This is a genomic window from Metasolibacillus sp. FSL K6-0083 (assembly GCF_038630865.1).
Taxonomy (GTDB): domain Bacteria; phylum Bacillota; class Bacilli; order Bacillales_A; family Planococcaceae; genus Metasolibacillus; species Metasolibacillus fluoroglycofenilyticus.
Genome location: NZ_CP152046.1, coordinates 2,564,617 through 2,589,983, shown reverse-complemented (window position 1 = coordinate 2,589,983; position 25,367 = coordinate 2,564,617). Strand labels below are relative to the sequence as shown.

The 25,367-nt window shown below is 38.1% G+C and carries 23 protein-coding genes; 4 read left to right on the top strand and 19 right to left on the bottom strand.

The genetic code is table 11. The features are described 5' to 3' along the window. The first annotated feature begins 91 nt into the window (after positions 1 to 91). The gene (locus MHB51_RS12065; protein ID WP_342558238.1) at positions 92 to 592 is read left to right on the top strand and encodes a hypothetical protein; all 501 of its coding nucleotides are present in this window, start codon (positions 92 to 94) and stop codon (positions 590 to 592) included. Positions 593 to 679: 87 nt separating this feature from the next. Here MHB51_RS12065 and MHB51_RS12060 read toward each other — a convergent pair whose 3' ends face one another. From MHB51_RS12060 to MHB51_RS12015, 10 genes are all read right to left on the bottom strand, one after another. Next, positions 680 to 1,402, bottom strand: a complete 723-nt coding sequence (locus tag MHB51_RS12060) for a SprT family zinc-dependent metalloprotease (protein WP_342558237.1) — start codon at positions 1,400 to 1,402, stop codon at positions 680 to 682. Positions 1,403 to 1,417: 15 nt separating this feature from the next. Further along, positions 1,418 to 4,519 (bottom strand): type I restriction endonuclease subunit R, encoded by a 3,102-nt coding sequence (locus MHB51_RS12055; RefSeq protein ID WP_342558236.1) that lies wholly within the window; start codon positions 4,517 to 4,519, stop codon positions 1,418 to 1,420. Positions 4,520 to 4,560: 41 nt separating this feature from the next. Beyond that, positions 4,561 to 5,637 (bottom strand): restriction endonuclease subunit S, encoded by a 1,077-nt coding sequence (locus tag MHB51_RS12050; protein WP_342558235.1) that lies wholly within the window; start codon positions 5,635 to 5,637, stop codon positions 4,561 to 4,563. A gap of 75 nt (positions 5,638 to 5,712) precedes the next feature. Further along, positions 5,713 to 6,543, bottom strand: coding sequence for a DNA damage-inducible protein D (gene dinD / locus MHB51_RS12045; RefSeq protein WP_342558234.1), 831 nt, complete (start codon positions 6,541 to 6,543; stop codon positions 5,713 to 5,715). A gap of 162 nt (positions 6,544 to 6,705) precedes the next feature. Then, positions 6,706 to 8,235: a type I restriction-modification system subunit M gene (locus tag MHB51_RS12040; protein WP_342558233.1), complete on the bottom strand. Its 1,530-nt coding sequence runs from the start codon at positions 8,233 to 8,235 to the stop codon at positions 6,706 to 6,708. Then, entirely contained in the window at positions 8,232 to 8,828 is a 597-nt protein-coding gene (locus MHB51_RS12035; RefSeq protein ID WP_342558232.1) for a restriction endonuclease subunit S, read from the bottom strand. Before MHB51_RS12035 ends, MHB51_RS12040 begins: the two co-directional genes overlap by 4 nt. 303 nt (positions 8,829 to 9,131) lie before the next feature. Further along, a complete protein-coding gene (locus tag MHB51_RS12030; RefSeq protein WP_342558231.1) occupies positions 9,132 to 10,073 on the bottom strand; it encodes a hypothetical protein in 942 nt (313 codons plus the stop codon). A 40-nt stretch (positions 10,074 to 10,113) separates the two neighbouring features. Continuing rightward, positions 10,114 to 10,605, bottom strand: coding sequence for a helix-turn-helix transcriptional regulator (locus tag MHB51_RS12025; protein ID WP_342558230.1), 492 nt, complete (start codon positions 10,603 to 10,605; stop codon positions 10,114 to 10,116). 239 nt (positions 10,606 to 10,844) lie between these two features. Continuing rightward, positions 10,845 to 11,837, bottom strand: a complete 993-nt coding sequence (locus MHB51_RS12020; RefSeq protein WP_342558229.1) for a hypothetical protein — start codon at positions 11,835 to 11,837, stop codon at positions 10,845 to 10,847. Positions 11,838 to 12,067: 230 nt separating this feature from the next. Then, positions 12,068 to 12,577, bottom strand: a complete 510-nt coding sequence (locus MHB51_RS12015) for a helix-turn-helix transcriptional regulator (protein ID WP_342558228.1) — start codon at positions 12,575 to 12,577, stop codon at positions 12,068 to 12,070. 195 nt (positions 12,578 to 12,772) lie between these two features. Here MHB51_RS12015 and MHB51_RS12010 point away from each other — a divergent pair, with 195 nt between their 5' ends. Further along, positions 12,773 to 12,946 (top strand): hypothetical protein, encoded by a 174-nt coding sequence (locus MHB51_RS12010; RefSeq protein WP_342558227.1) that lies wholly within the window; start codon positions 12,773 to 12,775, stop codon positions 12,944 to 12,946. Positions 12,947 to 12,948: 2 nt separating this feature from the next. Further along, a complete protein-coding gene (locus MHB51_RS12005; protein WP_342558226.1) occupies positions 12,949 to 14,643 on the top strand; it encodes a recombinase family protein in 1,695 nt (564 codons plus the stop codon). On the opposite strand, the gene rlmH is transcribed toward MHB51_RS12005, so the two are convergent. The 9 genes from rlmH to MHB51_RS11960 form a co-directional block, all read right to left on the bottom strand. After that, complete coding sequence (gene rlmH / locus MHB51_RS12000; RefSeq protein ID WP_342558225.1) at positions 14,584 to 15,063, bottom strand: 23S rRNA (pseudouridine(1915)-N(3))-methyltransferase RlmH; 480 nt, start codon at positions 15,061 to 15,063, stop codon at positions 14,584 to 14,586. The genes MHB51_RS12005 and rlmH overlap by 60 nt on opposite strands. A gap of 90 nt (positions 15,064 to 15,153) precedes the next feature. After that, positions 15,154 to 15,318 (bottom strand): CxxH/CxxC protein, encoded by a 165-nt coding sequence (locus MHB51_RS11995; RefSeq protein ID WP_107943550.1) that lies wholly within the window; start codon positions 15,316 to 15,318, stop codon positions 15,154 to 15,156. 155 nt (positions 15,319 to 15,473) lie between these two features. Further along, complete coding sequence (locus MHB51_RS11990; RefSeq protein WP_107943551.1) at positions 15,474 to 16,745, bottom strand: trypsin-like peptidase domain-containing protein; 1,272 nt, start codon at positions 16,743 to 16,745, stop codon at positions 15,474 to 15,476. A 341-nt stretch (positions 16,746 to 17,086) separates the two neighbouring features. After that, positions 17,087 to 17,875 (bottom strand): MBL fold metallo-hydrolase, encoded by a 789-nt coding sequence (locus tag MHB51_RS11985; protein WP_342558224.1) that lies wholly within the window; start codon positions 17,873 to 17,875, stop codon positions 17,087 to 17,089. 12 nt (positions 17,876 to 17,887) lie between these two features. Next, positions 17,888 to 18,700 carry a two-component system regulatory protein YycI gene (gene yycI, locus MHB51_RS11980; RefSeq protein WP_342558223.1) on the bottom strand — a complete coding sequence of 271 codons (813 nt, stop codon included), beginning with the start codon at positions 18,698 to 18,700 and terminating at the stop codon, positions 17,888 to 17,890. Beyond that, positions 18,687 to 20,018, bottom strand: a complete 1,332-nt coding sequence (gene yycH, locus MHB51_RS11975) for a two-component system activity regulator YycH (protein ID WP_066168577.1) — start codon at positions 20,016 to 20,018, stop codon at positions 18,687 to 18,689. Before yycH ends, yycI begins: the two co-directional genes overlap by 14 nt. Continuing rightward, positions 20,015 to 21,865 (bottom strand): cell wall metabolism sensor histidine kinase WalK, encoded by a 1,851-nt coding sequence (gene walK, locus MHB51_RS11970; protein WP_066168574.1) that lies wholly within the window; start codon positions 21,863 to 21,865, stop codon positions 20,015 to 20,017. Before walK ends, yycH begins: the two co-directional genes overlap by 4 nt. Before the next feature lie 5 nt (positions 21,866 to 21,870). After that, the gene (gene yycF / locus MHB51_RS11965; RefSeq protein WP_107943553.1) at positions 21,871 to 22,581 is read right to left on the bottom strand and encodes a response regulator YycF; all 711 of its coding nucleotides are present in this window, start codon (positions 22,579 to 22,581) and stop codon (positions 21,871 to 21,873) included. Between the two features lie 408 nt (positions 22,582 to 22,989). Next, positions 22,990 to 24,462: a M23 family metallopeptidase gene (locus MHB51_RS11960; RefSeq protein ID WP_066168568.1), complete on the bottom strand. Its 1,473-nt coding sequence runs from the start codon at positions 24,460 to 24,462 to the stop codon at positions 22,990 to 22,992. 348 nt (positions 24,463 to 24,810) lie between these two features. On the opposite strand from MHB51_RS11960, the gene MHB51_RS11955 reads away from it, so the two are divergent. Further along, on the top strand, positions 24,811 to 24,948 hold the full coding sequence (locus MHB51_RS11955; RefSeq protein WP_342558222.1) for a hypothetical protein: 138 nt from the start codon (positions 24,811 to 24,813) through the stop codon (positions 24,946 to 24,948). The last annotated feature ends 419 nt before the right edge of the window (positions 24,949 to 25,367 follow it).

The window sequence follows — 25,367 nt, the reverse complement described above, 5'->3', positions numbered from 1 at the left end:
TTTAATATTCTTTAATAATGAGGTATTACAATGATTTTAGTTATAAACAATAAACACACAACTATAATAATAAAAACAAGGAGGTGTACCGATGAACAACAACAATTTTCCTACAATAAGTAGCAAGCAACGGGTAAAAATCGTCAATGACCTACTCAAAAAGGAAGGTTTTGATTTACAAAAGGTGGCGGATCATCTTGGCATGAAATACTCCACGTTTACTAAACTGATGCAGGAAGATGATTATGTTTATATCAAACGTGACAATCAATACTACAAGTTCGTTCGTGATGAGGGATTATTGACCGCTATGCCACAATCGGATGATGAAGAGATAACTTATATAAAATCCAACTTTGCTCTCTTAAAGTCATTGATTGAGCGACATAAAGACAATAATGACTTCATACTGGACAAGCGTATTTTTCACTCTTCCTCCAAAATTGCCACGAAAAACTTCCGTATTTCAGACGATCTCTACAAGCAGTTTGTAAAAACATGTGATGAGCATTTTCCCCACCTTAAAATCCAAGATATTATTGCCCAACTCCTGCTGGGTTTTGTAGACCAATATCCTTCCCAAACTAAATAACTATACAAAAAAGGCAGTCCTGTATTACAAAAATACATGTAGGAACTGCCTTTTGTTGTGTTTATCTGGTTGTTTTGACTCGGCTGCCTATAGCTCTTTTACAATCTCTTCGTCCAAAATCGCCTTTCGTTTTTCCCAGTCAGGCATAAGGGCATAGAGCATGTTGTAGAAGCTGTCGCTGTGGTTGTTGTATTTAAAGTGTATCATTTCGTGCAAGATGACGTATTCAATACAGTGTTTTGGAGCTTTAATTAGCTCCGAATTAAGTAAAATGGTGTTTGATTCGACTAAGGCGGAACCCCAACGTGCCTTCATAACTCGCATATCAATCATTGGCTTTTCAACGCCATACTTTTCAACAAGCGGGTACAACTTATCCAATAGTTGCTGAAATGTACGATTTGCCTTTTCACGATACCACTCGTCCATTAGTTTCGCTTTCCTGCTGACGTTATGTCGGTCTTTCACAATTAAGTAAATAAAACCCCTAAAATATTTTACTGCTTCCTCTTCTGCTTCCTGTACCTTTAAACGATACTGCTTGCCAAGATACTTAAATGACTCACCACTTACATATTCACGTTCACTTTGCTTGTATGGTTGAACCTCTTCAAATTGCTTTACCTGTTTCGTAATCCAAGGTCCCTTTCCTTTTACAAAATCATAGATAAAAGTAAGGGGAACAGCATCATTTGCAGATACAGTTATGGTCATATCTGGCTTGATATTAAGATTGACGTTCTTGACGTTTTTTCTTTCCAGTTCGAATTCTATCCACTTTGAACCATATTGGACTTGGTGCATTTCCATTAGTTGTTCACGTCCTTAATAACGTCTAAGTGCTACCGTTTTAATTTGCTCAATGATCTTATCTGCCTGATCCAAGTTAATATCTACTTGGTGTTCCTTGGAAAAGTCATACAATAAGTCGTCTAATTCCTGAGCAATCCGATTATGCACTTCTAAATTATCGTGCCAATCCCTCTTTGTATATTCACGAATGATCTCATCCATTTTCAAAGCCAGCTCACCCATTGTGTCATAGCTGACGGTATTTTCATGTACTTCACTGAGAATATCCTTTGTCACGCCATAAAACGCTTGTGCATTGCCATTTTCTTTAATAACACCAGGAAAATCATCAACAGGTTCCCCACGACGATATTCTTCCATAATAGCTTTCATCGAATTCAAATACTCAGCCTCAGAAATTCGCTGTTCCTTATAAGCTTGAATCGCTTCTTGAATTCGTTCAGAAAAACGTTTATAGTAAGCAGGGTTTTCATCCCATTTCGTATTGACACTTTTCGTCAAGCGTGTCCGAATGGCATCTGCTTTTGCACGTTTTGATCCAAGGCGTTCAATTTCTTCTTCAAACTGTTTTTCATTGAGAATATCAACGGGATTCGTAATACGGATAACCTCTTCTGCTGAAATATAGTTATCCATCAACTTTTGCATTTTCGCTTCGTATTCCTTATGGTCAATCGTATCGGAGTAACGAAGCTTGACACTTTTGCGAAGCTCTTGATAGAACTTCAAATCCTTTTTGTATGTTTGAAGCTCTTCAGGTGGAAGGGCGTTGTACACTTTCTCCGACTCCAATGCAATACCGACATTTCGTCCGAATTTACTAAGGACATCATAAAATGCATTTCGACGTTCTTCGTCCTCAAGGGATACTTCATATTCTTCAATATCCCTCTTGTTTCGAATAGACGTAAACATTTGTACTAAATCAGAATGTGTTTGACGGAGCTGACCGATGATACTAATTACATCATAAATTGCCCCTTTTAAATCATTCGGATCAAAGTTTTCAAGCCCCGCCCCCGAATACATTTCAAGTGCTTCATCCAACTTTTCAAGCAATCCACGATAGTCAATAATTAACCCGTAATCTTTTCCTTCATACAGGCGATTGACCCTTGCAATAGCTTGTAGAAGCGTGTGTTCCTTCATGGGCTTATCTATATACAAAACCGTGGCTCTTGGTGCGTCAAAGCCTGTTAGGAGCTTATCAACGACAATTAAAAGATCAATGTCATCTCCATGAATGAATTCTTCTTTAATGGCATCTTCATACGCTTCAGGTGTACCGTAACGATCCATCATCTTTTTCCAATAGGCCTGAATTTTGTCTTTCGACTCCCCGTCAACGGAATCATGTCCTTCCCGCTGATCGGGTGGTGAAATGACTACGGCACAGTTCAAGTCTTCGAGGTCTTCAAAAGCTTCTAAGTATCGTATGGCTTCAATTTTACTATTCGTTGCCAACATTCCTTTGAACTGGCTGCCTTGGGTCTTATAGTTATTCAAGAAGTGCTGATTGATATCAAAAGCAATCATGGTAATCCGCTGATTTGACGAGGCAATTCGCTCAAAATGGCTCCACTTTTTCATCACTTCTTGCTTTTGCTCATCATTCAAATGACGAGTAATCATTTCCAACCGATTATCAATTGCCTTTTGATTAACCGTTTGATCGACCATTTTCCCTTCATAAAGAAGCGGAACAATTGCTTTATCTTTAACGCCATCCGCAATTGTATAGGTATGGATAAGTTTTCCAAATTTGATCATCGTACTTTTTTCTTTTTTCATGAGAGGTGTCCCTGTAAATCCTAAATAGCATGCATTCGGGAACACTTTTTTCATTTTGATGTGAAGCTCACCGTACTGTGAGCGGTGCGATTCATCAACGAGAATGAAAATATCTTTTGATTCAATTGGTTTCTGTATCGTTGCGGCCATATCAAATTTGTGGACAAGCGTTGTGACAATATCAACATTTCCATCATTAATCAGTTCAACAAGGTGACTTCCCTTTGTCGCACGGCTTGCTTTAAGCCTTGTATGATTAAACGTACTATGGATTTGCTTGTCCAGCTCCACACGGTCAGTGACAACGATTACTTGAGGGTTAAATTCCTTTAACTCCGAAAGCACATACTTCGCAAGCATAACCATCGTTAAACTTTTCCCCGAACCTTGTGTATGCCAAATAACACCTGACTGCCGATTGCCATTTTCATCTCGGATCTCAATTGTTTTCAAAATTTCCTTTATAGCAAAGTATTGCTGGTAGCGTGTTACTTTCTTCACATCTTTATCAAATAGCGTGAAAAACTGTGTAAGTTCAAGCAAACGTTCAGGATGGAATAACGAGATAATGTTTTTATCCTGCATCGTCGGCAGGCGATCGTGAACCGTTTTATCCAACCATCCCTGCAACCAGTCTTCCTGTTCTTCTTTCCAAATTGACCAGAATTTTTTCGGCGTGTTGCATGTTGCATACTGGGTTGCATTTTTATTCGTTGACATGACAATCTGTACATACTTGAATAGCTGGGGGGCATAGTCTTTCCCTTGATTGCGGATCATTTGGCTAATGCCCTGTTGCATGGAGATAGAAGCCTTTTTGCACTCAATCACGCCAAAAGGAATCCCATTCACAAATAAAACAATATCAGGACGGATTGTTCCCTTCCCATCTTGCCTTTCGATCGAAAACTCCTCAACTATATTAAAATCATTGTTTTCGATGTTATCCCAATCGACAAACTGTATCGTAAACGATTTCTTAGAGCCATCAGGCAAAAATTCCGTATAGCTACGCCCTAACAGCAGTGTTTCAAAGATCTTCTCATTCGTCTTTACAAGCCCATCTGTTAATGCCTCATCTAAATCACGAATGGCTTGCTGGATATTCGTCTCACTAAATTGATAAGAGATTCCTTTATATTCGTAGCTGTTTAACTCTCGAAGTTTCTGTTCCAATACTGTTTTCAGCAGAACTTCATAGAGATTCCCCCGCATCGCTTCTGCTTGGACGGTATTCATGTATTGATAGCCTAACCCTTGCAAAACATCAATTGCTGGCTGTTGGCTTATCGTACGTTCATCAAATAACGTTTCCCTTGGCATTTCCCCACCTCCGTATCTGCCCTGAAAAAAGAAAAAATAGATTAGATATTTACTCGTACTTTTCCTGTTAATAAGTTCTGCATAAGACCCTTTTTCTGTACTTTTAGTAATTGCATCTCTTGTCTCAATAGCACAATTTCCTCATCCATCTTCGTGAGTATTTGTGCTATTTCTTTCTGTATTTGATAACTTGGAACTAAAACTCGAATACTTCCAATGGTTGATGCACTTAGACTCGGAACACCAGAAGCTTCATTATATTTTTTCCATGGTATCCGAGTAAACAGATAATAAATATATTTCGGATGAAACCCATCGTTAATCTCTGTATAAAATAATGTATCCACAGTCCAGAATGGTTTGTCCATATAGAAGGGTCTATCAATAGTACCTTTTCTCCCAATTAGCACGGATTCTTTATTATAAAGAAATTGATCAGTTCTTCCTATTTGCCCACCCGTGCCAAGAATTGGATAGCGACCATTTTCATTTTCTACCTTCTTCTGGTCTTTTCCATGACGTATCTTTAATATTTGATTTAGTTTAAAAAGGTTAAAGTCTTCATCAAACCCAGACAACCGCACTTCACCTGTCAGCAACTTCTGCATAAGCCCTTTTTTCTGCTCTTTCTTCTGCTCAATTAACTTTTCCTTCAGCCCAATTGCCTTGTCCCAGGTAGAGAGGATGGAGGCGATTTTTTGTTGCTCTTTAATATCATCTGGTATCGAGACCATTAAGTCATGGACATCGTTTCTATTTAAAGTTGGCACGCCTGTCCCAGCGTTATATTTCTTCAAATCCAAATGCTGATAGAAATAATAAACAAATTTCTCGTCATTACCATTAAAATCGGTGACCCAAAGTGTTGTATTATGTGGCCAAAAATCCTCGTTTACGAAAAAAACATTTCCAATAGTTCCAGACCTACCAGTAAAAACTCCTGGTCCCTTAACTTTAAATTCATTATGAAAATTTACTATCCCATTTGAATAGCATACGGGGTGTTTTCCATTTTGAAGTTTAGTTGCTGGCAAATCGAACCCCCTTTGTAAAGGAGCAATATCTTTAACTTTTTTTTGTGACCACATAGTTTGTTTTCCCTGTAATAATTCACCCAATTCGTTTATCCCTCCTACTATTCGACTAATTTATCCTTGTGAGTTTCTTAGACTGATAATTGCTTTCTTCGTTTTTCATTCCTCAATTCTCTTCTGTTCTTGCTTCTCAATCTGCTTAATACTCTTCTCAGGAGTAGGCAAGTCCTCTGGCATAGTCCCGCCAAGTTCTTCTATCGTTTGTCGTACTTTTGCTCCGACTTCGAAATGCGTTTTGTATGCATTTGTTTTGCCTTGAACATTGTCCCGTCGTAGTTTTTCATCTGTCTGTGTAGCACGGAACAAATTCGCGGCCAATTCTGTACTTCCCATATAATCCAAGATTTGATGACTCTTTTTCAAACCCTTTTTGGCATGGATCGCATTTCGATCTAAACCACCGTATAATCCTTTATAGCCATGATTTTGAAAGATAGCATATTCTACAGGTGTTTCCACTCCAGCATTTTGGGCCGCTTCTGCCAGCGATTTGTTATGTTCCTTTAATTCATTTCGAATGGCTAATCGCTTTTTATCTTCATCGAGCGATTCAAACTCCTCTTGCAACTCTTGCTTGCGTGTTTGCACTGCGAAGTAAGTTTGTCCTAACGCAACCACTTCTTTCTTTGGATCGCCATTTTGGACGATTAGGTAACATGCGTAACGTGAAAGCATGATATCCTCCACTTCCCTCTGTGATCCTGAACCGAGATGGACCATTTTGTTGACGTCAACAAAATGGTCTGAAACATCATTACCACTGGTTTTACAAGCAGATTTTGCTTTATCAATAACCTTAATAAAGTTTCTCCATTCTGTGTACTGGAGAACGACTTGCAAATCCCTTGCAAACCAAAAATCCTCTCCAAACTCATTGACATGCTTGTATTCCTCAAAGGTATGTTCACTATATTTTTCAATGTCTGCCATTTAAAATCCCCCTTTACACTTAATTCCCAATGAACTTGTAAGTAATTCTTACAAGTTCAAGTTGGAAACTGAAAAAACCATCTGTTGAACACTTCGGTTATCCCGAATAGTTAAATGCAAGACTTTTTTGTCGTCAAGTGATACTTGACAACCGCCTTGCAATCAAAGTCCCAATTCCTGCAAATACTTCTCCATCTGTTCTTCCACTTCCGTAAGCTCTTGCTTGATATTTTGAATATTTTCCTTTACTTGTGCCATATCAACAGGCTCTTCTTCTTCGAATGTATCGACATAGCGTGGGATGTTCAGGTTGTAGTCGTTTTCTTTGATTTCTTCAAGTGTAGCCACATAGGAATACTTATCTTCCGCTTTATAGTTCTCATATGTCTCTACAATTTTTACAAGATCTTGTTCACGCAACTTGTTCTGGTTTTTGCCCTTTTCGTAATGTTCTTCTCCCGATGCATCAATAAAAAGAACATCTTTTCGTTTACGATCTCTCTTCATCACAAGGATACAAGCAGGAATACTTGTTCCATAAAATAGACCTTCAGGCAAGCCAATCACAGCGTCCAACAAGTTCATGTCGATAATTTGCTTACGAATTTTTGCTTCGCTGGAACCTCGGAATAATACCCCGTGTGGAAGGATTGTTGCCATTCGACCATTTTCCGCCAACGAATAAAGCATATGCTGCACAAAGGCTAAGTCGCCCCTTGAAGTTGGCGGTACACCCCATTCAAAGCGGCGGTGTGGGTCAAGACTTGCCTCCATTTTGAATTTGCTGTCCGTATTGCCTTCCCCCGCAAAGCCCATTGCCCATTTATCTAATGAAAATGGGGGATTAGCGACGATTGCCTGGAACTTCATGAGTTTTCCGTCTTCTAAGTGAAGTGGATTCGCCAATGTGTCCCCCCACTCAATTTTGGCATCGTCAATACCATGAAGATACATATTCATTAGAGCCAGTGAATGCGTTGCACCATTTCGTTCTTGTCCATAGATAGCAACCTTCTTATTCGGCACTTGATTGGCTACCTTTATCAATAAAGACCCAGACCCACAAGTTGGGTCGTAAATACGATCGTTTTCTTGTGGCTTTACAAGGCGGGCAAGTAGTTCAGATGCCATTGTTGGTGTGTAAAATTCGCCGCCCTTTTTCCCAGCGTCAGACGCAAAACGCTCAATCATAAATTGATAGGCATCACCAATGACATCTTCGTTGCCGACGACGGATGGCTTCAATGTCAGCTTATTGAAATCCTCCAATAATGCCCGCAGCATTGCATTACGTTCTTTCGTTTTCCCAAATGTCGCCTCGCTGTTAAAATCAATATTGCGGAATACCCCCCGAAGCTTGGCTGTATTCTCATCCTCCAAATGCTCCAATGCTTTGTTTATGATTTGTCCAATTTCTGCATCATTTCGGTTACTGTAAAGGTAATCGAATGTAGAATGTTCATCCAATACGAAACGTTCCCTTGATAAAGCCCGCTTGATACGTTGCTCATCGCCTTCATAACGTTTCGTATATTCTTCCAAATGCTCTTTGTATGCATCACTTAAATATTTGATGAAAAGCATCGTCAAAATATAATCCTTATATGTACTGGAGTCTATTTTCCCCCGAAACGTATCGGCGGCTTCCCATAAAACCTGGTTAATCTGTTGTTGTGTCACTTGTTCACTCATACTGTTTCCTCCTCTAATGTCCCATTAATAATGAAATTCGATATTCCTTTAAACCATTGTTCTTTTTCTTTTATTAACTGCTGATACAATGTTTTCTCCCGCAAATGAAGTTTCCACATGTCAACCAATGCCTTTTGTTTATCTAACGATAATTTAGCAATAGGCAATCCATTCATTACGTTTTGGTTCATACTTGGTATACGACTTCCCGCTTGGGAACGTTCCAATTCTTTCTTCACTTTATCTGAATTCAAATACCAAGCAACATATTGAGGTAGGAAATCACTGTGGTGAACCTTTAGTATTGCAAAGTAAGAGGGAATTAATAGTCCACTCTTTTCTTCGTCAATGTATACTGCCATATTCGGCTGACTAAGACGCATCAGTACATCGCCTTTACTGGTGAAGTAATGATCATCTAAAATGTCATTACTTTTGAACTGGTCAAAGGAATCAGTTTGAATAACGCCATCTTCTGTTATGTTTTTTAACGTTAGAAGATCGTATGTTGCTTGTACTTCATAATCTACTTCCGCTTTCTTTCGGCTTAACACGAGCCCTGTTTTTACCTCTGCAATTTCACCAAGTAACATTTTACACCTCCGATTGAAATTTAAATATGATATTTGAATTAATTATGTTAAATACATCATATGACTTTCAAACACCTGCGTCAACTAATAATATTGCTTTTAGTGAAAAAAGATAATCGACATTGAATAAAAATAAAATGAAAAACTAACTACGATACTCTTGATATAATTTAATTGCTTCAAATACTGTCTTATAGCACAGGGAGGTGGAGGAAGAAATCTCCTCTGCCTTTCCGTACGTCAGACTTTATTTCCCCAAAAGAAAAAAGCCCCCACTTAATTTAAGTGAAGAGCCTACATACCTCATGCTCCCTTTTGGTTGTAGATCATTGGAGCTGTTATCGTAATAATTTCTCCAAACAACTGAACAGTTGCTTGAATCTTTTCAATCATATTCAAGGAGTTTGGCAAAAATAATATTACTTCATTTTTCTTACTTACAATTGAATCGCACTTAACCTTTTGGACAATTGCTTTTTTCATTTTATCGTAAAGTGACCAATGCTTATCATTTGAAATTCTCAACTTAATGAAGCAGTTACCTTGCAAATCATCTAAACATACTACAAAGTCCAGTCCTGCCCGCCCTGCCCCGAAAACAATTTGGCGATTCGTTAAGTTCGCTTTTGAACGATGTACATTCAAGTAAAAAGGGACTTTATGTTTTAAACACTGCAAAAAGTATTTGTTGGCCCCTTTAATCGTTGTTACAGCATCCGCTGCATCACTCTCGTTTACGCCTTGATAGGTAGGCGGTATGATTTCAATTGCACGGTGCAGATCCATGACGGGTAGTAGAATTTGCTGTGTACTTATTTTGTTCCAAATTTCTATTTGAGGTCTCTGGTCTAACTGGTCGATATAAGGCAGGTAACTTTCATTAAAAGTGACAGTGAGCAAGTTAATTGGTTTTGCCATACGGAAATGAAGCAGATTATAAAGTTTCTCTACATGTTCTTCATTAAATTCTGGTGCAATCCAAATGACAATCCCTTCATTAATCGTTTCAATAATTCTTTTCACCTTTTCTAAATGTGATGGATCTGAAGAAGTTAGCTGGGTTTCAACATAAATAGGTACGTTGTTTTTCTCTTGCCATCCGTACATATCAATGTACATTTGCTGGTAGTATTGTTCTAATTCAATAAATTGATATTCACCATTGATATAGAGTGACAGTAAGGATGGGTTTTTCATTAATATCAAGTTGAAGATAAATTCCTTTATCGAACCATTTTTACTCACATTAAATTCCCCCTATATAGATAAGAAAGGAAGAGGCTGTTCACGCCCCTTCCTTTAACCTTTCCTCTTCCAGAATCTCATGAAATCTCCGAATCATTTCTGCCACCTGCAACAAATCCTTAAAATCACAATTCTTGTCCATTTTATTTACGATGTAGTCAACGATGTCTATAAAACAGGCTCTTGCATCTATTGACACTTCTTTTACATCCTTGAGGGAGTAATTACTTTGAATAAGAACATTTTCAACAGGTTTAATATCCGAATTTTCCCCTTGAATTGCTACTTGTAACATGTCCCAAATATTGATTTCCAATGCCTCAGCGAGCAACACGAATAGAGAAATAGATGGATTTCTTTTCTCATACTTTTCAAGCCGATGAATATAACTTGCCGACGAGTCAATCATTTCCGCAAGCTGAGCATAACTATAGCCTTTTTTCAGTCGTTCTTGTCTGATCAAAACAGCAAACTTGGATGAAACAGCCCGCTCTTTTTTATTGACTGGTAATCCTTCTTTTTCTTTCTTCAAATACCCTCACCCTTTCTTTCTACATCGACATTGCGACCCCTGTTTTTTTGTTGACTACAGTATTGTAGATTTTTCCCTGCCTTGTTATAACTTTGTTGGCGGTCGTCACTATACTGCGTGTACTTTTAGATTACAAACCGTCAATCATTGCCTTTATGCTAACAAACATTCGTTCCAATAAATTCAATTTGCTTTTAGTGTGGAATTATATTTATTTCCCTTTAAGCAATGGCTAAATATTATTTTGCATTCATTTTCCAAGGGAATTTATCAAGAGGGTTTTTCATTGCAGAAGGAGCGTTCGGATAGTTTTTGGGAATTGAAACGGGGTTTATGCCAAGTTCTTTCAGAAGTTCTAATCGTCGCTTTCTTGTAGATTTAGTCATCGTTTTAAGGGGAGTATCCAGGTCAAATGATGATACCGATTTAAGGAAGTTGATTAGTTTTTCTTTATTTGATGAGGATAAAGCGGATTGACGGATAATACTTCTTGATTCGTCTAATTTATAAAAGTCGCAAGGATGATAAATGGAGGAGAAGTATTTTGTAAAGTATTCAATGAATATATCTTCTTTCAGATAAGCCCACAATTTCTTTGGACGGTTATTTTGGGTGGTTTCTTTAGACATATAATTCAAGTGTCCATTCAGCACTCTCGCTTCATATCTAACTACGTTTTTTTCGTGTTCTTCTGGCTCAATGCCTTTTGCTTCCCTCTCTTCATCCTTTAGGTATACCACAGCCTGGGTTGACTTAGAAGAATGGTAGACAGTTGTTTCGTAGGCATTGAACTTTTCACCTTTTTTTGCTATCCCCAGATACCTCTTTTGATGACGATGAGATCTTGTCAGTTTTCTGTATAGGGCTATAAGCAAATGTCGCTCCGCTGCATTTGCCATAACTACATCGTATCGGTAATCAATTCTTGTTAGGATATGCTCCTTGTAATAAGCGGAGTGCCCAAGTATTTGAAACATAATTTCTTTAAGTTCTTGTTCAAGCATAGGATAGTCAGCTTCAGTAATATTCGACTTCTCCAATAACTTGATAGCATCGACGACAAATGATAAACGCCAATCACCACTTCCCGCATTAATAATAACAATAGACACGCCTGGATAAGCTCCTTCAAAATATTCACTGACAGTGTTATACGTTATTCCAAATCGTCGTTGGATATTTTGTACTTCGCTGTGGTGAATCGGTACATACATTTTAAATGTGTGAATCATTTTTCATACCTCCTGTTTTTCTCTATCTAAGAGGGAAAGAGGTTGGGGAGAGACAAAACCTGTTGCACCAATACTTCATGGTAAGTTTCCTGTTCCCAACCCAAGTCATATTTATTCCCTTTCTTACCCCTACTATAATGATTGATCAACAGGTTGAAAACCGCTTTTTAGTTCGAGCATGTTCGAGCAAAAGAAAAACAGCTTCCCATTGTTGGAAAACTGTTCACACATTAGGCAAAGAGTGACTCATTCGCATCAACCACTTTATTTAATGCTTCTTCAATTTTGATCATATCGGTAATCCCCAAATTCAAACAGGCAAAAATGATTTTATCTTTGAGAGTTTTATTGAATTTATAACCCATTGTTTCTAAAAATTCGACTGTTTCATCCACATCTAATTTCATCGCAATCGCTATTTTCACCATTTTGTATTTCGATGGATTATGTCGCCCATTAATGATATTACTGATAACGCCTTTAGTTAGACCTGACCTATTTGCCACATCACTTTGGGTCATCTGCAATTCATAAAGCTTCTCATTAAGAAACTGTCCAATTGTTTTCGTACGACCCTCATCACTTTTCACCAATTCTTCTATTTGAAGTAACTCTTCTTTCTCCAATCCATACTTAAAGCCATCTTTTTCATTTTTTGTTGCATATAATTCGTCAATCCAAATATCTACCAAACCAATTTTAAGGTATTCCATAACCAACCCAATATCGTTCTCTTTCATAATTTTCCCTCCCTAAAAGAGTATTAAAATTTAATACCACTATCGAATCTTTGCTTCGTATACTATAGGCAACAAGGTCATTCACCCGCAGTATATCCTATACGTTATATGATAGGCGTGGACTTAGGAACTTTCAAATGTTCTTGAAACTTCGAGGTGAGTGCCCATAGTAAATTATTCAAGGAGGATTTCCACATGAAGTACACCACAACAATTCAAAACACAGATTATACCTTGATAAGCCGTCATCAAAATGGCAAAAGACCTGAATGGTCCCCTCATCCAGATCCATTGGATACAATTGCAAAACATATTTTTCAAGCGATTATTCGCAAAAACAATCAAAAACAATACAAGGAAGGTGCTTAATTATGAAAAACAACAAAATGACAATTGGAATTTATATTCGGGTTTCGACAGACAAGCAGGCTCAGGAAGGATATTCTTTGGATGCTCAACGTGAGGAAGGTACAAAAGAGGCATATAGATTGTTTGGAGAGAATATTGACATCAAATATTATGTTGATGAGGGTATCAGTGCGAAAAAAATTGCTGGTAGGAAAGACTTACTTCGAATGATGCAAGATGTTGAAAACGGGCATATTCAAGTTGTTATCACATATAAAGTTAGCAGATTAAGTCGGTCACTCCATGATTCATTGAAACTTGCTGATAAGATTACAAAAGCAAATGTCCGTTTCATTAGCATCAAAGAAGGCGAATACGGTACTGCACATTTAAACCTTCAATTTAATATCTTAGCCTCCGTAGCCCAATACCAACGGGAGGAATTAGCAGAGAACGTTCAATTGGGCATGTCGCAACGTGCAAGAGAAGGACATTGGAACGGTGGAATAGTCTTGGGCTATAAAAATGTTGAAAAGAAATTAGTTGTTGTTCCAGAAGAAGCAGAAATTATTCAATTGATCTTTGACAAATATGCCAATCAAGGTTGGGGGACAAAGAAAATAGCAAACTACCTTAACCAAATCGGTAAACGGACTAAAAAGGGAAAACATTTTTCTATTGTTTCAGTATCAACAATTTTGGACAACCCAGTTTATAAGGGATATATTCGATTCAATCAAGTCATTGACTGGGAAAACAAGAGGAGAAAGGGGAAGAACCCTGATTATATTCTTGCAAAAGGAATTCACGAAGCGATTGTCGACGAAGACACTTGGGAAAGAGCGAAAGCACTTCGCAAAATGCGTGCAACAGGCACACCACGACAATACTCAGGTAAATTCCCGCTCACAAGCCTTGCTAAATGTCCTGATTGTGGTTCCTACATGACCAGCGTATATGGAGCAAAAAGAAAAAATGGAACTAAAGCACGATATTATGCATGCGGCCAATACCACAACAAAGGTAAAACAGTATGCAATCCAAATCTAATCAATGCAGATTGGCTTGAAAAGGCTGTTTTTGAAAGACTTAAAAATGTACTATCATCGGATGTTATGATTGAACAAATCACTGAACGGATTAATGCACAAATGAAAAAACACCCTAACTTCACTGAACAATCAAAAGAAATGGAAACGTTCAAAAAACGCCTTGCGGAGCTTGAACTCCGTAAAAAGAGAATTCAAGAAGCATTTGAAATGGGGTCTGACCTTTTCACCCCCGAAGAAGCAAAGGAACGTATGGATGAAATTCGAACAGAAATTTCCGAGGCACAAAATGAATTATTCAAGCTTCAGCAGAATGAAACGAACAATCATACAGCAATGAAGCCCGTTTCACCTGAATTTATTAAAAATCAACTTGGGGAGTTTCTCGAATTAGCTGACCACTTAGAACCATTGGAGTTTCGTGATTTACTTGTAGCTTCCATCAAGAAGATTGAAGCAACTAAAAAGGAACTGAAGAATATACATTTCTCCTTCATAGCACACTTACCTGAAAATGCAAAGAATCCATTAACGGATTCTGCATTACATACCGCCTCGAAGTCACAATCGCTGTTACTTCGAGGCTTATATTTCACCTCAAACCATTACCTATTTATGATACGGTTCCCCCTTAATAATCCTAAAACTCCGATAAATCTGCTCAACTAGTACGAGCTTCATTAGCTGGTGGGGTAGGGTCATTTTGCCGAAGCAGAGCTTTTCGTCTGCGCGCTTTAGCACATCTGTGTGCAAGCCGAGTGACCCGCCAATTACAAAAGCGACCTTGCTTTTGCCGTATGTCATCAAAGCGTCGAGGTCGGTGGCCATTTCTTCGCTTGTTTTCATTTTGCCGTCGAGGGCGAGGGCGATTACGTGAGTGCCGTCTTGAATTTTTGAGAGGATGCGTTCGCCTTCCTTTTTTTTGACGAGCCCCATTTCGGCGTCTGATAGCTGTTCGGGGGCTTTTTCGTCAGGTACTTCGATGAAGTCGATTTTTGCGTAGCTGCTTAGGCGTTTAGCGTATTCGTCTATGCCCATTTTTAAGTATTTTTCTTTTAGCTTGCCTACAGAAATGATTGTTATATTCACAGCTTATCCACCTTTACAATTCATTTACAAACATCTTATCCACAAAAGTTATCCACATATCAACAAGTCATTTCAATATATTGTGTAAAGTTATTTACTTGATACAATATATATAGCTTGCTCTTCACAGTAGTCACATTTTGTGGATAACTTTTCGTTATTATTTAGTTTATCCATAATGGGAAAATCTTCACACTCTGCTACAAACATGTCTAAGGCATGATCTATATGAGTTTCACAGCTAAATTTTTTCATTTTTTGTCGCCTCCAATAATCTGAAATTTCCACAAACTTATACACATTCTCCACAATGTTATCCACAATCTATTGTAGCAAAGAAAAAACAAGTAGGAAAGAACGCACTTTCTTTCCTACTTGTTGTGTATGACGATGCTTGTAGTTATCCACAGTTATAGCGTTGCACTGTTGTTTAATGTTAATTGTAATTCTACAATTTCTCCTTGGCGATATACCTTTAGCTGTAATGTATCGCCAACTTCTTTTTCATTGTATAAATGCTTGCGTAGCTCGATGGCATTTTCAATTTTTTTGCCGTCCATTTCTACGATGACATCATATTGCTGCACACCTGCTGTTTCTGCTGCTGAGCCGCGCACTACGTCTGTTACAACTACACCAGTTGTGATTTCTTCTGGTATTTTTAATGTTTGTTGTTGATAGAAGGCTGGCACTTCCGTTAAATCAAGAAGTGATACCCCCATCGCTGGACGCTTTACTTCGCCATGTTGCTCTAATTCTTCGATAATTGGAATGGCTGAATTAATCGGAATTGAAAAGCCTAAGCCTTCGACAGAAGATTGTGCAATTTTCATTGAGTTAATGCCGACTAACTCACCCGCAATATTAATTAGAGCACCACCACTATTACCGGGATTGATAGCTGCGTCTGTTTGCAATACTTCCGTTTGCCAGTCTTCCTGACCGTCGTTGTTTAAATCAACTGGTACCGAGCGGTCTTTTCCGGATACGATTCCTCTCGTTACAGAGCCGTAAAATTCTAAGCCTAGTGGATTGCCGATTGCGATAACTGTTTCACCTTGCTTTAATGCGTCAGAGTCGCCGAATTTAGCAGTAGCAGTAACATTTTTGCTATCAATCGCAACAACTGCTAAATCTGTCCAAATATCGCTACCGACAAGCTGTGCCTCCTCTTTAGTACCGTCCGCTAAAGTTACTTCTAATTGCTGAGCGCCCTCAATGACATGATAATTCGTTACAATAAAGGCTTTATCTTCAGCAATTTTATAAATAACACCAGAGCCACTTCCTGCTTCTTGTGAAGAAACGGATTGGTTCCAAAAACTAGATACTTCTTGGATGTTTGTTATACCGACAACTGCTTCAGATACTTGCTCTACTGCGGTCGTCACATCCGATGATACTTCCGTTACAGTTTGCTGAATCTTTGTGTTACTTGAATCAGCTGTTTGATTTGCTGATTCTGTGCCAGGCAGTTGCCCTACAAGTGAGGGCAACATAAGCCATACGAGTAGCGCCCCGACAATAATACCGGATAGTCCACTCATAAAATAGCCTACTTTGCTTCCCCCATTGTTCTTTTTATTGCGCTTTTTCTGCGCCTCTAATTCTTCTCGACGTAAACGCTCTTGTAGCGGTGTTAGTTGTTCTTGTTCCGTGTTATGCTCATCGAAATTCGTCATCGAAATCTTCCTTTCGTTCATTTGTTATTATTAGCATACACATGAAACATTAAAATTAGATGAAAATTAATTAAAACTGCAATAAAAATGTTGCGTATAAAATGTCGTGCAGTGGCCGGCATTTTATACGCTTTCGGTGGTGTTTTTTTAAAATTTTACTTTGTGGAGAAGGGTTAGTGGATTTTTTTATAGTTTTAAACATTGACTTTAGCAGTATTATCTTTCAGCAAATGGGGTTTTTCGAAAGTTCAAAACATTGAATTCGGCGGTATCCTTTCCCTCTTACACCAAACAAAAACGTCAAAAAGGTCCGCTACTGCACGGCTTTTTGACGCTTCTCTTTATACAGTTACTAATTTCGTTGGCTCCTCTGCATCGGTGTCATGTAAGTGGACAAATTCACCTGTAATAATGCCACATGATTGCAATGTTTGTGAAACGCTCATGCGCGCTAAATCCTTCATATTATTGTCTTTACTTAAATGAGATAAATAAATTTGCGTTGGCTTTTCGAAAACAACCTCGCTCATTGCAACAGCTGCATCCTCATTTGAAACATGTCCCACATCGCTTAAAATCCGCCGTTTAATGCTCCATGGATAACGTCCCATTTGAAGCATACCGATATCATGATTGCTTTCAAAAACGAAAGCATCTGCTCCGCGAATATAGCCTTTCATACGGTCGCTCACATAGCCTGTATCTGTCATAACAGCTAGCTTGCGCCCTTCCTCATGGAAGACATAAAACATCGGGTCAGCGGCATCATGAGACACAGCAAATGACTGAATATCCAGTGTGCCGAATGATTTCATCGTCTCCATATCAAATTGGAAGCGTAAATCGGTTGGAATATTGCCTATGCTCATATCCATTGCTGCCCATGTTTTTTCATTGGCATAAATCGGCACATTATATTTTCGTGCGACAACCCCCAAACCTTTAATATGGTCGCTATGCTCATGAGTTACTAAAATACCTGATAGCTTTTTCATATCACGGTCAATTTTAGCGAAAAGCTGCTCCATTTTTTTGCCGCTTAGGCCGACATCTACTAAAAAGGCATGCTCATCATTTTCTACATAAATAGCATTACCTGTACTGCCGCTAGCTAAAACACTAAATCGCATCGTCAAAACCCCTTATTCTTCTTCCTCTACTGCTTTTACATCGAGCTGCATATCAACCACTTTTCCTTCAACCGCATTGACGAAAAATTCTTCACTTGTTCCTTCCTGCGTTTGAACACGTACTTCCCATGTCGGTGCGAATACTTGTGTTTGCGTAAATTGGAACAATGTTGAATAGCCTAGCTTCATGCTCGTAATATGTGAATTCGGCTTAATAAAATTGCGCGCATACAATACTTGAATAATTTGAATTGGTGGCAGCAAATTTTTTTGTTGCTCTAATTCTCCTAGCTGCTCAAGCATTGTTTGCTCATATTTATAAACCTCGCCTTGCTCGGTGAAATAAACTTTCACAAGACCTTTTAATGAATAGTAAAGGGTCCGGTCATTCATACGTTGAAAGTAAATTGCAGTTCCTTCCTCACGATTAATATCCCACAAGGTATAGGAAGCACCTGCATTTATATACTGTTGGATAAACTCTTGAAATCCTGATTGTTCCATATTACGTAGCTTAATAGGCTTTTGGAACGTCACAATGAGCGTATCCTCATCTTCTACTCGGTACATTTCATTTATTCCTTGCAGTGCATCTGCGGTGTTAAAAAGCTTTACTTTGCCAGATATATAGGCCGCTTTTTCGACGTTATTAGGCAAAGCTGCATACGTAATATTGTCATCCTTTAATTTCGCCTCTATATTTTTTTCCCCGAGTACCTCTACATTTTGATTTTCCTTGTAGTTCTTTACATACTGCGAATAGAGGAAAATATTCAAAATCAAAAAGACAAAGATGAATATAGATTTTGTTTTATTCCAATCCATATTCACTACCTCCTACTCGCTCCAACGTGAGACGTCCCCAGCCATTTGTCGTCAGCATAAACCAGCTTGGTTCTAACGTAAATAGTTGCGCGCCTGCATCATGCACTAAATAATAACCAATTACTAAATCCTCTATTTCCTTCAAATCCTTTTTTAAATTGGTTTGAATATGTTCAATCGTCCGTGGCCCCGATGCTAATTCTTTTGCAGCTTTGTCATCAGGAATAATCATATCAAGCACATAATAAGGTCTGCGATAACGGAAAATACGATTATCTCCCCATGTTGTAGAAATACGTGTTGTAGTCGTATCACTATAAACAGGAAGGTCTTTGAAAAACATTTGATAGTCGATTATATGCTTTTGATAATTCATTGCTGCAAAACGGTAATCGGCAGTAATTCCACCATGCTCATTAAGAAAATCTAAGCTGTCCTTTAGTAAAACAGATGCTGCAATTGGTGAGATGCTTTCAGCTGCAGGATAAACATAGTGAACTGATTGCGTTAGTGTATCTAATGTCATAAGTGACATGGCATCCGTATATTTTTCAGAGTATGCACTTTCTATATTGCGTTGCACGATATTTGGGTCTGTAAATAATATCTTTTTTAATCGCTCGGATGAAATTGATTCTACCAAATACGTGTATGGAACAATCTCTGTCGGATTCATTAAAACATATAATGATGTTGCGCCAGGGCGCTCTATTTCCATGTAGCTGTCCAATATTACTGCACGATCAATAATATTTCTCTTAAAGTTTATTTTATCAGGTACCCTCACAAAAGAGCGATGCAATGTACGATTGTCTGTGTTGATAAATAAAAACTGCAATTGATCTGTTATCGCAAGACTGCTCCAATCAATAATGACACGGTCAAAGGTCATTTCAGGTATGTCTTCTTTATCATGGAATGGCAAAATAGAAGCGAATGTAGGCATAGGTATATCCGCTTGGAAAAATAATGTCATGCGATTTGGAGCTCTTAGCATTTCATTTAGTTTTTCTTCTGCTAAATTATGATTAATTAACGTTAAATCATTTGCTTCCATCTGAGAAAGCTCGCTCATCAACGTATCAATCACTGCACTAGATGTAGTTCCTGTGAAATTTTCCTCACCTTTAAATAGTAAACGATATGGCTTTACTACTTTATTAAGTGCTTTTTGTTCTCCAAGAGTTACATGCTCAACCTGTATATCCTCTATTGTTTGATACTTCGGTTTATAGCTCCATGTTAAAAAAGTTAATGTCATACTAAGTGCGATGAGTAGGAATAGGATAACTGATTTTATATGCTCAATATATTTCACTCCCATTCCTCCTCTTCATTTAATTCACATGGTAGTGTGAAGAAAATAGTTGTACCCTTGCCTTCCTCGCTCTCTGCCCAAATTCTCCCGCCGTGTGCCGCTATCATATCCTTCGCAATAGCAAGCCCCAAGCCTGTGCCCCCCATTGAGCGAGCACGTGCACGGTCTACACGATAGAAGCGTTCAAAAATGCGCGTTAAATTTTCTTTGGGAATACCCATTCCATCGTCGGAAACCATAACTGTAAGTATATTATCATGCACGGTAAAACCAAAACGAATATTTCCGCCATCTGGAGAATACTTCAAAGCATTGGAAATAATATTATCAATTACTTGTGTTAATTTATCGGTGTCAATTTCTACAAAATAGCTTGTTTTCGGCAATAGGCGCACAAATGTAACGTTTTGAGATTTTGACATTTCAAAACGATCGATAATGCGATGTAAAAACTTATTAAACTCTACAAATTCCTTTTTTAAATCATAGTCTTGACTATCCATTCTAGAAAGCTGCAATAAATCATTGACTAAACGAATCATACGCTCTGTTTCCGTTTGCGTTACATTTAAAAATGTTGGTGCGATATTTTCATCGCGCCATGCACCGTCTGCAAGCGCCTCTAAATAGCTTCGCATCGTCGTCAATGGCGTGCGTAGTTCATGCGAAACATTCGATACAAATTCGCGTCGCTCCATATCTATTTTTTCTTGCTCCGTAATATCGTGTAATACGGTAATTAACCCGTTGACAAAGCCCGTTTCCTTTTGAATAACCGAGAAATTAGCACGCAAAATATAAGGTGCCTCCTGTGTGCTAAAATTTAGATTCAACGGCTCCTTCATATGAATTAAATCTTCAAAGCTGTAATTTTGGTCTAAGCCCAGCACTGACGCAATCGGTCGATTCAACATCGCCTCACTCGTAACATGTAATAAATTCAATGCCGGTTCATTAATTAAAATTACTTTCCCCTTACGATCTGTGGCAATAACACCATCTGTCATATTACTAAGTACGGTTGCAAGCTTACGACGTTCTGCCTCAGTTGTAGATTGCGCCTCCTGCAAGCGATTCGTTAAGTGATTGAAGGCAATAGCGAGCTGACCAATTTCATCCGTACCGTAAACACGAACTTTGCGCGAGAAATTCCCCTTCGCCATCGCCTGTGCCTGCTTACGCATATCAGAAATCGGGCGCGTAATTGTACGAGCAATTAAAATTCCCAATATAACTGTAATAATAAGGGACATTGCCGTTCCCGCTGCAAAAATACGATTAATATCACTCATTTGTTCAAACACTTTTTCAATATTTGATTCAATATAAATCATACCGATTACTTCGCCATCAGGTCCTACCGTATCTAAAACAGGCTTGGCTAACACCCAAATACGCTTACTTGTTTTGTTATCATAGTAAATCATATCTATCAATGTTTCGGCAGCCATTGCTTTACGTACAAGCTCGTCAGTGGAGGGTTGCCCAACAATCGATTGGTTATTGCTTTCAGATGTTGCTAATATTCGATTGCGATGGTCAATTACGCGAATTTCCTTAATATCGCGTGATGAAATATCACCAGTGGAAAATTCACGCAATAAGGAGCTTAAGCTTTCCTCTAATTGTGGTGATGTATCATTGCGTTCACGTAAAATTTCTTCACGAATGCTATATTGAACAAGGTCAATACGCTGAAAAATTGATTCCTGAAAGCTTGTTTTTAAGTTTTGCTCTAGCTCTCTTGAAAAGTACAGCCCGATAATTTGCAAAGCAATAATAATTAATAAAATATAAATTAAAACAAGCTTTACGTGAATAGATTTAAAAAAACCTACTTTTTGCATTTTTTTTACTCCTGTTCAGGATTTCGTAAATAATAGCCTACCCCTCGACGTGTCACAATCCATGTAGGATGGCTAGGATTGTCCTCAATTTTCTCACGTAGTCGGCGAATCGTTACATCCACTGTTCGCACATCTCCAAAATAATCATAGCCCCATACCGTTTGCAATAAATGCTCACGTGTCATTACTTGCCCAATATGCTTCGCTAAATAGTGAAGCAATTCAAATTCACGATGTGTTAACTCAATTGCTTCATCGCGCTTCAATACTAAGTAAGCATCTGGCTGAATCGTTAAAGAACCTACAACGATGTTGTTCGTTTCCTCTACAGATTCCTCCGCTTGTGCAATTACATTTAGACGTCGCATATTCGCTTTTACACGTGCAATTAGCTCTCTTGTGCTAAATGGCTTCGTCACATAATCATCCGCACCCATCTCAAGACCAAGCACTTTATCAATTTCCGAGCCTTTTGCTGTTAACATAATGATAGGGAAATTATATTTCTTTCGCACCTCTCGGCAAACTTCCATCCCATCACGCTTTGGTAGCATAATATCTAAAAGCATTAAATCCGGCTGCTCTTCCTCGACCTTTTGCAGCGCCTCATCACCATCATAGGCACAAATAACGCGGTACCCCTCTTTAATTAAGTTAAATTGCAAAATATCTGCAATCGGCTTTTCATCATCTACAACTAAAATTGTCTTTTCCATCTATATCGTCCTTTCACTTTTGGAATGTTCATTTATCCCGTATTAACAGGCTGTAAGACCCCCACTTCAAAACAGCAGGTAAAACCAAGGTGTTAAAGTGGGGAATCCAACAGCCTGTAAAAACCCGACTGGTGAAACTACCAATCAGTGGGGATAAGGCCCCCACTGATTGAAGACTCACTTTATCTATATTTACGATTCTAATATTCAAAATAGTATATAGGAAGGTTTCTAAAAAACTCCTTCATTTTACTGTACCATGCTTTGCGATTTCGCGCATTAAACAGATATTTCATTTTGAAAATTGCCCAAAATTATTTCCCGAGAAATAATTGATTTTGTCGAAAAATAATAGCATTGTAACTATAATAAAAAAACTGTAGGAATTTGATTTCCTACAGTTTTTTATTATTTTAAATATGATAATGGATTGACTACTGAGCCATTTTGATGCACTTCAAAATGCAAATGTGTGCCTGTTGAGTTACCTGTTGAGCCCATAATACCAATTGATGAGCCTTGTGCAACAACTTGTCCAACTGTTACATCAATTTGTGAAAGATGTGCATAAACTGTTTCATAGCCATTATTATGATTAATCACAATTTTATTGCCATATGTGCCGTCCCAGCCTGTAAATGTTACAACACCATTATCAGATGCTTTTATTGTATAGTTAGATGGGCGTGCGATATCAATACCACGGTGGAATTCCCCCCAACGACTGCCCATATGACTTGAAATATAGCCGCCGTTTGTAGGCCATGCAAATGTGCCTGTACCGCGTGATGGGATTACCTTTGTACCTACAACTACAACGCGACTCGAAGGCTCCGAAATAACGTTTTCATCTTTAACAGCGCGCTCTGTGCGTCTACCATTTTCCGTAGTAATTAAGTAGGTTACCTCTTTTTTACCATCTGCACCTTCTTGCTTCACTACTTTTTCACCTTTAAGCATTGTTTCATCTTCTTCAACAATTTTAGCATGGTCGATTGCTTCTACTTTGAATTTTTCTTCAACAATTTTTACTGTAACAAATGGCTTATTAACCGTCACATTTAATTCTTGACCAATTTGTAAAACAGTCGATGTATCAATTCCTGGATTAAGCTCCATTAGCTCAGCAATTGTTAGGCTGTGCTCCTTTGCAATAGAGCCTAATACATCACCCGACTCAATGACATATTTTTGTTCTTCAAGCATTCCTGTTTGTAAAAGCTGAACTGCTTCATCAACATTTAAAATTTCATTTGGTGTTACTTTCGTTTCCTCACCATTTATTTCAGCAGATAAAGAAATTTCTACTATACGTGTTTCATCATCCTGTAAAGCGGGTAATTGAGCAGTAGTAGGCTGATTAAGTGCTTCTAGCTCCCCTTCAGATACATATTGAAGCTTTAATTGCTTCTGTACTTGTTCAAGAGCTTCTGCACTTTCTACGTAAGCGATTGTTTCTCCATCAACAACCAATGAATGAGCGTCTGCTTCTACAACTAAAGCAGCCTCTAGCTTTGCTAATGTTTCTCCATCATTAGCATTTGCTTCAAACACCTGCTCTGGGATGATTTCAATATTGGAATGTGCATCAATCGCTATTCCAACATATTGTCTACTTGCTTGCTGTTCTTTTTTAGCAAGCAGCTCTTCAACTGCTTGAGGATTTGAGACAGCGCCTATGTAATCTTTATTTGCATATATATGATATATCTTACTAAATGTAGCATTTGCCTCTGCTTCTTTAATAAAACCAAAGGGTATCACTAATGTAGAAAGCAATAAAGCGGTTACTGCTACTTTTTTAATTTTTGTAGATGGTTTTTTTACTAGGCTATTTAGCTGTCTATGAGCGTCTTTTGCTGTATTCCATTTCGAACTCATCGTAAAGCCCCTTCCAAAATCTCTCCTAAATACATATAGGACTATTTTCAGTGTAAAATCACACTTTTACACTTTAACATACTTTTTAGTCCATTTGAACTGTTTAGTTATTTTGTAATGAAACTGTATTATTTCGAAAACTTTGTTACATTCCAATTATACGGAGTTGCCCCAAAATCAGGGCTCTACCTATTTTTTGGGGACATTATTAATAATGTTCGAGCAAAGATATCATTAGATAAAATAAGAGGAAGGAGTTGTCCGAAAAGTCCATTTTGTTTTGACACCGCATTGAAATAAATGTTTTTATCGCTTCCCTTTTACAGAGGGATAACACTGATAAAACCAATGTTTATCCCATTTTTAAAAGAGGCGTTTTCTGTTTATATGAATCAACATTTTGTGAAACATCATCGCTACTGTCCAAAATGCGGGCTATACACGGCTTTTTGGACAGCCCCATTGACTTTAGCAGACTTTATTTGAAGTTAAAGTAAGAAGTGAAAATCAAATTTTCAATGCACTTGTAGAGCGAGGTTGCTCTTGGAATAGGGCACAGAAAAAGCCGATTTGCTACAAAACTTTTGTGATACAAATCGACTTTTTAAATTGCTAAACTTTATAAAAAAGTAGGAGTTTCATAATATAAATTAGCAGGTGTATTGATTATCCTTTATTTTACAAAAACAACCTAGGAAATTTGTTGATTTCCGTTGTGGGGGACGCTTTCTGTAGGCACGGCTTCAACTAATTTATTTCGGTTGTCACCAAAATAAATGGATTTTCAGCGTGAGGCCAACAGGATGTTGGTCATAGAGGCGTTGCCGCAGGACGAGGCGGTTTTAGCCTCCCTATACTTTGTCCTGCTGGAAGGCTTTGCTTTGCGACGAGTAATCGCAGGAGCA